This window comes from Phytopseudomonas dryadis (genome assembly GCF_004327355.1).
In the GTDB taxonomy this organism is placed as follows: domain Bacteria; phylum Pseudomonadota; class Gammaproteobacteria; order Pseudomonadales; family Pseudomonadaceae; genus Aquipseudomonas; species Aquipseudomonas dryadis.
Map to the genome: position 1 here is coordinate 1 of NZ_QJUM01000054.1, position 12,372 is coordinate 12,372.

Below are 12,372 nucleotides of genomic sequence, written 5' to 3' on the forward strand. Positions count from 1 at the left end.
CGTGGTTTCCCTGGTGCTCGTTAGGTCTTCGCAAACTCAACGTTAGCCAAGAACCACGATGACCCACCTCTCTCGCCCGTAGGGCGCCTTCGGTTGGTTCAGTTACACCATTTCCAGGGACACGATCTGAAGCGCCTCCCACGAGGCTGGATAAGCCGGCGATTACAGCCGCGTAGGATGGGTGGCAACCCATCAATTGCCGATGGGTTGGCACCCATCCTACGGGGCCCGACCGGCCTGTACTACGCAGGGTTCCACCAGGGCCAGGTTGCGTCGGACTCCACAGGCTCGGCGCCGGGCGATGCGATGGTGGCCATCCAACAGAACCTGCGGTGGGCCAGCAGTCGCCGCTGAAGCGCCTCCCACGGGGCTGGATAAGCCGGCGATTACAGCCGCGTAGGATGGGTGGCAACCATCAATTGCCGATGGGTTGGCACCCATCCTACGGGGCCCGACCGGCCTGCACTACGCAGGGTGGAAGACGCTTTTCTCTTCCGCCAGGGCCAGGTTCGTCGGGCTCCACAGACTCGGCGCCAGGTGATGCGATGCTGGCCATCCAACAGAACCTGCGGTGGGCCAGCAATCGCCGCTGAAGCGCCTCCCACGGGGCTGGATAAGCCGGCGGTTACAGCAGGCTGCCCACCACGATCAGCAGCCAGAGCAATGCGCCAGGGGTTGCGCAGAGCAGGTTCTGGAGGCTCAGGCGGGCGTTGCTGGCGCCCTGGGGGTCGCCGCTGGCCTGGTTGGCCTTTTCCTGGATCACCGCCAGGGGCCAGGCCGGCAGAATGACGCTGGCCGCCAGCAGCATCAGTTCCAGCATTTCACCCACTTGGCCATCGACGCGTGACAGGGCGTTGCTGCCCAGTATGGTGAGAATGTACAGCCAGGCCACCAGGCCGTATTTCCACTCGCCCAGGCCCCTGGCCTGCAGTTGTTCGCGGATGCGTGCGCACAGCGAGTGGACGAAGAAGATGTTGAACAGCGAGCGCGCCGCCGGAGAGATCTTCTTCGGGCGCATGGCCACCCGCTGGGTGTCCCACTGCTTGTAGAACCAGTAGATCGAGTACAGGCCCAGGGTGAGGAAGAACATCAGGTACAGCTTGGCGGTGGAGGTGACGAAGAAGGTTGTTGCGGCGGGGCGTTCGTTGACCAGCAGATCCGCGCTGGGCGTTCGATACAGATTGTCCATTGACCGTTGCTCGTGAGGGGGGCCGCGTGCCGGGGGCGCGCAGGCGCGATGGCTCCGGGTTCGCGATCCGCGGCGGGCATCCTCTACCTGCTACGGGCGAACCGCCCCGGATGGGGCGGCGGTCATTCTACGGATAAACCCGGGCGATATCGATCCGTCAGCAGTAGCGGTCGACCAGGGCCTCGTCCGGCTTGCGCTGCGGGCGCCGCCATTCGTGCTCCAGGGTCTGCAGCACGCGGCAGATGAAGTCTCGGTCGGCTGCGGCCTTGCGGCCGACGTAGCCCTGGCCGCGGCGGTAGGTGCGCAGGCGCGCGCGCAGGGTCGGATGGTGTTTGACGAACTCTTCCTCCTCCTGGTCGGCCGGCAGGCGGTCGAGGCGTACCTCGCCCGTCTCGCAGACCCAGAGGATATGGTTGTCGTGGCTGTCCTTCTGCTTGGCGAACAACTGCGCCAATTCGTCGATACCGGGTTGGTCGTTCAGGTTCATGTGCAAGCCCCTTGATCATTCGTTGATCTGTCTGGTGGCTGGGCCCTCTCCCGGGGGAGGTGGCGTCGCCGCTATTGCCCGTGGCGTTTGAGTGCGGCCGGTGCCTGCGTAGCGACCTGTGCACGGCACTACGCAGGAGCGGCCAACCGAAGTCGGCGGGGGCTGTCGGGGCGCAGAGGGCGGGAGATGACTTGACCGACCATGGCGGGTCAGCCACAGGCATCATGACAACGTCTCGCTTGCGCTCTCGTCCCGGCAGGACGCTCGACTTCATCAATCTGCCTTGTGGGCAGTACCTATCGTGGAACGGCTCGGCGGGTGGTTCCGAGCTTGCCCAAGTGCCTTTGTCAGTGGGGAGGCGAGTCCATCATGCAAGGGCGAATTGAGGCCGTCAATAGCTTTTGTAGTGATTTTTAACAGTCACTACAAAAAGTTGGGGTGGGCATGCGCGAGGCGCGATGGCTAGCTCGACGACCAGCGTCCCTGGCCATCGAGCTGGGCGTCGCGCTGCATCGATTCCAGGTTCTTCTCGATGGTTTCGCACAGCGCATCCATCTGGATCTGGTGTTCGCTGGCCTGGAACGGGCTCTGCAGGTCGGTGCCGATACGCTCGATGGCCAGCAGCATGAAGCCGACCACCGTGGAGGCCAGCGGTGTGAACCATTCCAGGGTTTCCACCAGGCCGATGGGCACCAGCAGGCAGAACAGGGTGATGAACAGGCGCGGAAAGTAGACGTAGGGATAGGGCAGTGGCGTATTGGCGATGCGTTCGAGGCCGCCCTGGCAGTTGGAGACGTCGACCAGGGTCGACTCCAGCCTGGCCAGGCGGATGCTGTCCAGGCGCCCGGCCTTGTATTCGCCGGCGAGCATGGCGGCCGAGCCATTGAGGATGTCGTTGGCGAAGTTGTTGGTGGTATGGCGCCGCTCGAACTCGCCGGCGGAAACGAACGCCTTGAGCTCGTCGGCGCATTTTTCGCCGCGCAGGCCCGCCGAGAGGGTGCGGATGTACGCCACATGACGACGCAGCAGCACCACCTTGAGCGGGTTGGTGTCGCCGCTGTCGTCGATCAGGGTCAGCACCTGGCGGGCGTAGCTGCGCGAGCTGTTGACCAGCGCGCCCCACAGGGTGCGGGCTTCCCACCAGCGGTTGTAGGCGCTGCTGTTGCGGAAGCTGGTCAGCACCACCAGGGCCGAACCGAGCAGGGTCAGGGGCATGGCCGGCATATCGATCTGGCGGTCGAGAAACAGCATGAAGTCGACCGTCACCACGATGTCCCAGAGCAGCAGCCAGAACAGCGACCAGCCGACATAACCGAAGGTCTTGATGAAGTAGCGGTAACTGCGAACGATGGATTGCGACACGTGAGGCTCTCTTGAAGGCCGCAGCGAAGACGCGGCAATGCAAGGTGGGACGGGTGCGGATGGGAAAGGTTCTGCGCGATTGCCTGACCGGCCGCGATCGGTCACGAGTGCGGCGCGGCCGTCGGCTGTCAGCGGGGCCGTGCGCCGCGACGCTCGGCACGGGCCTGGGCCAGGGCGCAGAAGAACGCCACGTACTGGCTCGGGCCGGCGTCGAACAGCACGTCCAGGCGCAGCGGGTCATCGGCGTCGCTGATGCCCTCGAGCGCCAGCCAGGGCTGCTCGGGGCAGTGCCGCAGGCGGGCGAGGTCGAGTCCTGGGCGCTGCACTTCGCCACGGCTGCTGTCGACGTACAGCACACGGTTGTCGCGGGCGAAAGCGCTGCCCAGCTGTTGCACCAGGGTCAGGAAGCCGCGGTCGCTGCCGCCGCGCAGTTGCCGGGTCTGGCCGGCATCGGTCTGGCTGGCGGAGGTCAGCGTGTCGCCGACGCCGACGATGCGCGGCATCTGCGCCGGATCGAAGCGCTCGCGGGCCAGTTGCAGCAGGGCGGCAGGCTCGCGGGGCGCCTGGCGCACGTTGAAGTCCTCGCCCAGCGGGGCCACGCCGGTGTGCCGCTGGTAATGCTGGTTGAGTATCACCAGGACACCGGCTTCCTTGACGGCGCCCTTGAGCATGAACTGGAAATCCGTGGTGCCGGCGTTGCCCGCACCGGCCGGGCGCAGGCGCTCGTTGCCGGCGTCGTCACGGCCGAGATTGGGCGCGTAGTGAACGAAGAAGGCGTCGTCGAGCCCGGCCCTGGCCGCGCTGTCGAGCAGCGCCTGCATCAGAGTGGCGACGGCGTCCTGCAGGTGACGGTACAGCGCCGGCCGAGCCTGCCAGTGCTGGTAGAAGGCGTTGATGTTCAGGGTCGGCGAGGCGGGGTTGTCCAGCACGCTGGCGGCCAGCAGGGCTTCTATCCGTTCGCGGGTCAGGTTATAGGGTGGCTGGCTCAGGCGTGGCCCGAGAGCGGTATGCAGGCGCTGCGGCACGTCGCCGAGAAAGTCCAGTTCGGCGGCGCTCACGCCCGGGTGGCGAACCTGGCCATGGTGGTCCTGCGACTGCACGCCGCCAGCCCCGAGGCCGGGCAGGTACAGGCCCTGCGCGCGGCACTGCTCGGCGCTGCCGACGGCGCGTTCGACCAGGCCGTTGACGCCGCGGCTGCCAATGTGTTCGCCGTTGGTCAGTACCTGGAAGTGGTCCCGCAGTTGCCGGGCCGCGAGGACGTAGCGCCGATCCAGAACACGGGTCAGCGGGTCGCGAACCAGGTCCATGCATACGCCATCCAGATCCTGGATGATCAGCAGGTTGTCGGTGTGGGTCAGGCTGTCGAGCAGGCTGCTGTGGTCGAGGGAGAAGGCTGGGCTTTTTTGCATCATGGCCCCGAGTCTAACGCGATTCGGCGCCGGGGGGCTCACAGCGTCTTTCTGGGCGAATGCGTATTGACTCAGTGAAAGCCATATGAGTGCGATTGACGTGGTTGTCTGGACGCATGTATATAACGGGCGTCATATCTCGGCCGCCCAGGGCCATGGACTAAAATTAAAGGGACTTAATCATGACGCAGCGTTCTACACGTTATGCGTACTTGTTTGCTATTTCCGTTTTTTCGTCAATCATCCCTTCTATCGGTCAGGCTGCAGAGGCATTCAACTCTGCAGCCCTGGGGCTGTATCAGGATCCCGGGTTCGCGTTGAGCCGCTCTTTTGGTGTAAGCGAAAGCGTCGACAGGGTGGACCCTTTTACCGGCGCCTTGAAAATAGTCCACAAGGATCTGATTATCCCTGGCAACGGCGGCCTCGATATCGAAGTCGTCCGCAACTATCAGGGTGTGACTAACACCTCCGGCCCCTACAGCAACGGTTTTACCAGCCGCACGCCTTTCGGAACGGGCTGGGATATCCACTTTGGCCGGCTATGGGTTTCGGAAACTTATCAGACGCTAGCCGCAGGGGCGAACAACAAGGTCTGCCAGATTGGCCAGGTCGCTACGAACCTGAACCCGATACTGGAGTTGCCAGATGGCACCCGGGAAACGCTCGCCAATGGCAACGGCTCCAGCCAGGCATTCATTACCAAGTCCCGCTGGATCGCAACCTGTCTGCCTGCTTCCCAGAACAAGGGGTACGGTGGGCTTGTTCTGCACTCCCCAGAGGGGCTGAAATATACCTTCAACCTCAAGGGTACGGTGTCTCCAAGCTTCCAGTTGCGTACTTACTTCGTTACCCGGATAGAAGACCTGTCGGGCAACAGGCTGGATCTGGAGTACAACGTTTCGTCCTCGAACCTGTATGGGCCTCATCACCTGCTGACGCGAGTCAAGGCGTCGGATGGGCGCACGGTCTCGTTCAACTACAAGAACGCGTCATCCAATACTGCGATCATTTCCAGTATCAGCGGTGAGGGACAGACCGTCAGCTATACGTTTGCCGATGCGGCCTACAACGTTGGTGCCAAGGCGCAATACCTGACTCGGGTTTCCAATCCAGACGGTACGGACTGGCGCTATACCTACAATGACAGCAGCAGCCTGGCAGGGACTTCGCCTGGCCGTTTCTCGATGGCCGCGATGAAAACCCCGTTGGGTCTGAGTACCAGTTATAAATACGACTACAAGCAGATGGGGGCCGACACGTCGGAAAAGGTCAACATCGTCACGGAGCGAAGGATTTCATCGATTCGCGGCAGTTCCCATAGTGCATACACTTGGGCCTACACCTATACCAAAGGCGTCAATAAAAACGATGTAACCGTTGAAAAGGGCCCTGAGCAATGTGTTCGTTATGAACATGTTGGTGCCAATACCATTGCCAATGGTGCCTCTGCGGTGGATAGAGGATTGTGGACCATCGGGCTTCTGATCAAGAAGGAGACTTCCAAGAGCTGTGGCAGCGCGCTACGTACCGAGACCTACACCTGGGGATCGCAGAACATCTCCGAGCAGAATGAAATGCGTCGCTACAACCTGCTGGTCGAGAACTACACGCGCGCGCCCATATTGACGAAGAAGGTGATCAGCCAGTCAGGCACCTACACGACCGACTTCACCTATGACGCCAACGGCCAGCCCACCAAGCTGGTGGAGAGCGGCGAAAAATCCAGAACCATCACCAATACCTATACCTTGCCCGGCGGCAACTGGATGCTGGGCAAACTCGCATCGCAAACCACCTCCGGCATCGCGGGGAGCCTCAAGTACAGCTACACCTCCAGCGGCAAGGTTTCTCAGGGGGATCGCTATGGGGTGGTGACCAGGTACGCCTATACCGGGGCTGGTGATCTGAACACGCTGACCGATGCCAATGGCAAGGTGACGCGTTATGAGGATTACTACCGGGGCGTTCCGCGCAAGGAAACCTACGCCGATGGCGGAGTGCTTACCCGGACGGTGAACGAGACGGGAACCGTAGCCTCGGTGAAGGACGTCATGGGGCAGACCACCAGCTATACCTACGACAAGGCCAACCGCCTGACCGGCGTTACCCCGCCCAAGGGTGCTGCTGCGAAGATAACCATCGGCTACAGTTTTGGCAGCAACAATGTCGAGACGCTGACGCGTGGCGCCTACAAGCGCGTGCGCGAATACAACGAACTCGGGCAATTGCTGAAACAGACCGAAAGCGGCGATGCGACAGTCCAGCCCGTGGTTATTAGCGCGACCTATTCGCCAGCGGGCGGTCGAACCTTCCTGTCCAACCCCAACTTCGCCACTGCCGCGACCGTGGGCGAGAAATTTGAATACGACGCCCTGAACCGCCTGACCAGGAACACCCATGCCGATGGCTCTTCCGTCAGCCTGATTTATGGCAGCAAGACGATCACCACCACCGATGAACGCGGCAACGCCACCGTGCGTGAATACGTTTCCTTCGGCGAGCCGGATGAACACCATCTGGTGAACGTCACCGAGCCGGGCAGCAACGTCACCAGCATCACCATCGACAACCTCGGGCGTACGACGGCCATCGTACAAGGCGGGCTGACTCGCAGCTTCGCTTTCGATAGCAGGGGGTTTCTGAGTTCCGAGGTGCACCCTGAAACCGGCAGCACCCTGTATACCCATGATGCCGTTGGCAATGTGCTGACCAGGAAAGTAGGAGGCGCGGTGGCCGACAGCTATAGCTACGATGCCCGCTACCGCTTGCTGAAGGTGATCTATGGTGGCGGAGGTGCCTTGACCAAGAGCTATGACCTCGGGGGACGTCTACTCAGTCAAAGTTATTCCGGCAGTACGTGGGCCTACAGCTATGACGCGCATGACAATTTAGCTAGCGAGACCCTTACCTTGGCCACGCCGGCGCGCAGCTACAGATTCAGCTATGCCTACAACGCACTCGATGCGCTGACCAGCCTGACTTACCCCAGCGGATTGGTAGTGGACTACGCGCCCGACACCTATGGTCGGGCAAGCAAGGCCGGAGCCTTTGCCCGCAATCTCACCTATCACCCTAATGGCACGTTGCAGTCACTGATCTATGGCAACAATCGAACGCTGAATGTCGCCCTGGATGCGAACCGACTACGGCCAACGGAACGCAGGGTGAGCGGGGCTGACGCTCCTATGTATCTACGACACGGCTACGATGTCGCCAACAACCTGACCGCCATCAGCGATCTGCAGAACAGCGCCTACACCCAGACTCTGGGTTACGACGCCCTCGACCGTTTGACCAGCGCCAAGGGCATCTGGGGAACGGCCAGCTACGCCTACAACTCCCGTGGTGACCTTATCAGCCAGAGCATCGCCGGGCGTTCGATCGGCTATGGCTACGATGCGCAGGGGAGGCTCAGCCAGCTTACCGGTGGCGTGGCGGCGACCCTGGCCTACGATGCCAAGGGCAGCGTGCTCAAGGCGCGTGGCGAATACGGCTACGACCCTGCCGGCAATATGGCCTGGCTATGCATGACGCCACGCGCCGATTGCGCCAGTTCACCCGAGCAGCGCTTCAGTTACGACGCCGAAGGCCGCCGGACCTTGGTCACCGATGCGCAAGGAGGACAGCGGGTCAGTGTCTACGGCGTGGCCGGGCAACTCTTGCGTGAGGATGACATCAGCGGTGGCTTCAAGGAATACATCTATGCGGCCGGGGAGCGGATTGCCCATCGCGAAAGTTGTTCCGATGCGGACAGCGACGGCGATGGCATGCCGGACTGCTTCGAGAAGCGCCATAACTTCGATCCTGCAGACCTGCGCGATGGCCAATTCGATCGCGACGGCGATGGTTTGAGCAATGCCGAGGAGTATCGCCTGGGTACCAAGGTGCGCAATCCCGACAGCGACGACGACGGCATGCCGGATGGTTGGGAAGTCCGCTACAAGTTGAATCCGCTGGACTCGGCCGATGCCTATGCCGACGCCAATGGGGATGGAATTACCAACCTGGACAGCTACCTGCAAGGGCAGCCGCCGATCAATATCTGGCCCGCCATTATGCCGGCGATCAACCACATCATTTTGAACTGATCACTGAAGCTCGGACAGAGATATTCCTATCTATGGATACGGGGGATGTCGATCTCGTAGATGCAGTACTGGGTATCTTTTGGTTATTAAATATCTTCTAATGAGGTGGCTTATGCGAATTGTTATCGCCGTTGTACTGGTCATGTGTTCGTTGGTGAGCAGGGCTGATGTGTTGTACTGCTCGGGAAAAATCACTCAGTTGATCGTCTACGGTACGGGGCATCTGTCAATTCTGGGTACCTGGAGAAGTGACTGGACTCATCTCTGCAATTTGAAGGCGGGAACTCCAATCGACTCTGTCACTTGTGCCCACTGGGCATCCATGGCGACCTTGGCTTTTAAGGAGGGGGCGAGCGTTGGGGTGTACTACAACGTACCGGCAGGTACCACCTGTGCTAACTTGCAAACCTATGCCAATTCACCAACGCCGGTATATTTCCGCTTGAGTGCGCCGCAATGACGCCTTAATCCGATTGAGTGACTTCCATGACTCGGCTCATTTCAGCGTTGCTTGTTTTATTAGCTCTGGCCAACTCTACCCATGCCGGAACCTTGACCTTCGACAGTTACTATCATAACGACCATCTGGGCTCACCGGTGGCTGCCACCGACGAGCGTGGCGACCTGCTCTGGCGCGCACACTTCCGGCCCTATGGCGAACGTCAGGAAAACCCGACGGACGCTGCCTTTGGCACTGTCGGCTATACGGGGCATATGCAGGACGATGGCAGCGGCCTGGTCTATGCAGGGGCGCGCTACTACGACCCGGTGGTGGGGCGTTTCCTGGCCATCGATCCGGTGGGGGTGGATGCGGGCAGGCCGGTGAGCTTCAATCGGTATGCGTATGCCAATAACAGCCCGTATGGCTTTGTCGATCCGGATGGCAGAAGCCCTGTTGTCGCGATGGAAATAGCGGTTGTGGGAGCTCTGGTTCTGACAGGAGCGGCCATCGTCAATTCCAACGGTTGGTCTACCGCGTTCCCGGCGCACCAGGGTGGGGGAGAGGTTTACGGCGGTTCGTCGATTGATTCGACGATATCCGGGCCTTGGCATATAGGGCGACCGGCATCCGGGTTTAATTGGCCGACTTGGATGTCGAGCGAAAAAAATGAGGGTAAAGTTTCAGCGAGTGTAGAGCCAAAAGCTGGGTCAACTGATGGCGAAGGTGCTAAGAAAGCTTTTTCAAATAAAATTAAAGACCAAGCCCGAGCAGAGAGTAGAGATACTTGTGTTTTCTGTGGAACTAAAACTACTCTCGAGCCTGGCCCAAGTCGTTCTGAAATTGACCACGCGATACCTAAGTCGAGGGGTGGGAATAATACTCTCGAAAATGCACAGAACACCTGCCGAACATGTAATCGCAGTAAAGGCCCGAAAACGACAGGCGAGTTTCTAAGTCAATAAGTGGTGTGTGAGTTATGTCTAGCTATGATGTTGAGGTTGGTGAGAATAGAAATGCATCGTTATGCCGCTGTTGCGGTAATGACTCATATGTTGGTCATGGGTTTATTTATAAAGATGGCAACGCTTATGCTGTGTATTACGTGGGTTGGTCTGAAGAGCACTTTGATAAAAGAGTGAGCATAGCCCTTGCTATTGGGGAATGGGATGATAATTCAACGGCAGAGGATCGCACCTGCTTTGGAGTAGAAGTATCAGAAGGTAAGGATGAATTTTTATTTCGAATAATGGAGCCGGGTGAGGCTCCTTGGTCGAATACTGGTTTGCTAGGTTTAATGCTGAGCCGAGATGAAGCCTTATCCCATCCATTGCTAAAGGAAGTGTTTTTTATTGTAGAGAATATCTTGCGTGATCACGTGGCATTGCATGAGTATCTTATGGCGTCTGGGGAAAGAATATAGCAAGTTATGTGGATAACGCTTAGCTTATCCAGCGCTCTTTAAAAATGTAATTACTGATTAGGGCAAGGTATTTTTGATGCCTTGTCCTTTATCCCGATATTGACGGTGCGGGCAATCTCGACCGCCTCTGCATCCAGCCTAAGGCCAACTGTGCCAGCGCACCCGACCAGCGTTTCGGCTACGACGGTAAGGGAATGCGGGTACTGCAGGAGCAGGGCGGTGTCCGTAAAGTCAGCTGCTACGATCAAGCGGGTCTGCTACTGGAGGAGGATCTCGCCACCAACAAGCGCAAGGAGTACATCCATGCGGGTGGCAAGCTGATCGCCCATGGTGGCAGCGATGGCACGCTCTACTACCACAACGACCATCTGAGTTTGCCGGTAGCGGCGAGCAACGCCCAGGGCGCTCTGCAGTGGCGTGCGCACTTCAGGCCATACGGCGAGCGGCAGGTGGCGTCCGGGTCGAACGTTGGCAGCATCGGTTATACGGGGCATATGTAGGACGATGGCAGCGGCCTGGTCTATGCAGGGGCGCGCTACTACGACCCGGTGGTGGGGCGTTTCCTGGCCATCGATCCGGTGGGGGTGGATGCGGGCAGGCCGGTGAGCTTCAATCGGTATGCGTATGCCAATAACAGCCCGTATAACTACGTTGATCCGGACGGGCGCACTTCGGTTGCGGTTGGAGTCGGTGCGCTGATAATCCTGGGTGGGGCTGCAATCGTAAGTTCCAATGGTGGTTGGTCAACCGCGTTCCCGGCGCACCAGGGTGGCGGAGAGGTTTACGGCGGTTCGTCGATTGATCCGACGATATCCGGGCCTTGGCATACGGGGCGGCCGGCATCCGGGTTTAATTGGCCGACTTGGATGTCGAGCGAAAAGAGCGAGAGGGACGTTGCAAAGGATGTAACGAAGCGACCTTCCAGTTTCAGAAAGAAGACTGTACAGGATTCTTGGGACAATGCTGCTGACAGCAGCAAACCTGGTGCCAAAGCTTGCCCAACTTGCGGAAAGGATGTTGAGGTTGTGCCAGGGCAAGGGCGTCGAGATTGGGACGTCGATCATCAGCCCAAGTGGAAGGACAGAGATTTGAGTGGTATGGATAGAAAGCAAGTCTTGGATGAATACAACAAGGATGTACGGTTACGGTGCCCAAGCTGTAACCGCTCTGACAACTGAGGAGATCGGCAATGAATATTATTAAACATGCCGAGAAGTTTCTCGGGAAGATTTCGCAAGGCTGGAAGGAAAAGCCGTCATCTGATGGTTTGCAAGTGGTGTGTTTTGAGGGTTCGCCGTTTGGAACCGTCGATACCTTTATGACCGCGGGTTTGAGTTACCATGAGCTGAGGGTGTCTGATGAAAAGAAAGTTCGTCAGGAGCTGATTTTGCCCATGTCGGGCACAGGCATATATAAAAAGTTTATTTCGCTTCTGCTGTTCATTTGTGAGCTAATTTTAAGAAATCATGACGCTGTTCTTCGTGGGCAAATAATACGACTTCCAATGGATGCGGCAGAGAAACTGGGGTTTGACGCGGTGTATTGTTCGGTCCCGATGTTTATGAGTGACGACTTTGCGACCTTTAGAGGGTCGCAGCCGCCGACCGTCATTGTTTGGGTTATCCCTGTGTATAAAAGTGAAGCGGATTATGTGGATGCAAATGGTTGGAGCAAGTTTGAGGATTTGTTAGAGGAAAAAGATCCTGATCTGTTTTCTTTGGGGCGTGATCCAATAATTTGATTTTACAAGCAACGTATCAGGACATGTTCCCACACTAGATATAGTCGAGAGCAAGTAGGGTGGATAATGCTTTGCTTATCCACCGTTCTTTAAGGCTGGGCGGTTGGAGTAGCTGAGTGCAACACGGTTATTGAATTGAAGTGGGCGCATCGTGCCGCATAGCCATGGCCTTTTGCATCACCTCACTCATCATTTCGATCGGACATTTGAAGTCGAAGCGTTTACGGGGGCGCA

10 protein-coding genes and 1 pseudogene are annotated in these 12,372 nt (G+C 58.8%); 7 read left to right on the plus strand and 4 right to left on the minus strand.

The features are described from left to right. Window positions 1-625: 625 nt before the first annotated feature. The 4 genes from DNK34_RS24960 to stpA form a co-directional block, all read right to left on the minus strand. Window positions 626-1,189 carry an MFS transporter permease gene (locus tag DNK34_RS24960; protein WP_131177969.1) on the minus strand — a complete coding sequence of 188 codons (564 nt, stop codon included), beginning with the start codon at window positions 1,187-1,189 and terminating at the stop codon, window positions 626-628. 157 nt (window positions 1,190-1,346) lie between these two features. Next, a complete protein-coding gene (locus DNK34_RS24965) occupies window positions 1,347-1,676 on the minus strand; it encodes a hypothetical protein (RefSeq protein WP_131177970.1) in 330 nt (109 codons plus the stop codon). Between the two features lie 462 nt (window positions 1,677-2,138). Beyond that, a complete protein-coding gene (locus DNK34_RS24970; RefSeq protein ID WP_131177971.1) occupies window positions 2,139-3,038 on the minus strand; it encodes a bestrophin family protein in 900 nt (299 codons plus the stop codon). Window positions 3,039-3,166: 128 nt separating this feature from the next. Beyond that, window positions 3,167-4,450 (minus strand): glucosylglycerol 3-phosphatase, encoded by a 1,284-nt coding sequence (stpA, locus tag DNK34_RS24975; RefSeq protein ID WP_131177972.1) that lies wholly within the window; start codon window positions 4,448-4,450, stop codon window positions 3,167-3,169. Between the two features lie 179 nt (window positions 4,451-4,629). Between stpA and DNK34_RS24980 the strand changes: the two genes are divergently transcribed. The 7 genes and pseudogenes from DNK34_RS24980 (at window position 4,630) to DNK34_RS25005 (ending at window position 12,138) form a co-directional block, all read left to right on the plus strand. Then, a complete protein-coding gene (locus DNK34_RS24980) occupies window positions 4,630-8,535 on the plus strand; it encodes an RHS repeat protein (protein WP_131177973.1) in 3,906 nt (1,301 codons plus the stop codon). A gap of 486 nt (window positions 8,536-9,021) precedes the next feature. Further along, the gene (locus DNK34_RS24985) at window positions 9,022-9,939 is read left to right on the plus strand and encodes an RHS repeat-associated core domain-containing protein (protein ID WP_131177974.1); all 918 of its coding nucleotides are present in this window, start codon (window positions 9,022-9,024) and stop codon (window positions 9,937-9,939) included. Window positions 9,940-9,953: 14 nt separating this feature from the next. Then, window positions 9,954-10,397 (plus strand): hypothetical protein, encoded by a 444-nt coding sequence (locus DNK34_RS24990; protein WP_131177975.1) that lies wholly within the window; start codon window positions 9,954-9,956, stop codon window positions 10,395-10,397. A 194-nt stretch (window positions 10,398-10,591) separates the two neighbouring features. Continuing rightward, the gene (locus tag DNK34_RS24995; protein WP_131177976.1) at window positions 10,592-10,897 is read left to right on the plus strand and encodes an RHS domain-containing protein; all 306 of its coding nucleotides are present in this window, start codon (window positions 10,592-10,594) and stop codon (window positions 10,895-10,897) included. Window positions 10,898-10,909: 12 nt separating this feature from the next. Beyond that, a pseudogene (locus DNK34_RS26035) lies at window positions 10,910-11,050 on the plus strand (RHS repeat-associated core domain-containing protein); the annotation flags it as partial. Window positions 11,051-11,116: 66 nt separating this feature from the next. Next, window positions 11,117-11,575, plus strand: coding sequence for a GH-E family nuclease (locus tag DNK34_RS26040; RefSeq protein WP_411269341.1), 459 nt, complete (start codon window positions 11,117-11,119; stop codon window positions 11,573-11,575). 11 nt (window positions 11,576-11,586) lie between these two features. Further along, window positions 11,587-12,138, plus strand: a complete 552-nt coding sequence (locus tag DNK34_RS25005) for a suppressor of fused domain protein (protein ID WP_131177978.1) — start codon at window positions 11,587-11,589, stop codon at window positions 12,136-12,138. The last annotated feature ends 234 nt before the right edge of the window (window positions 12,139-12,372 follow it).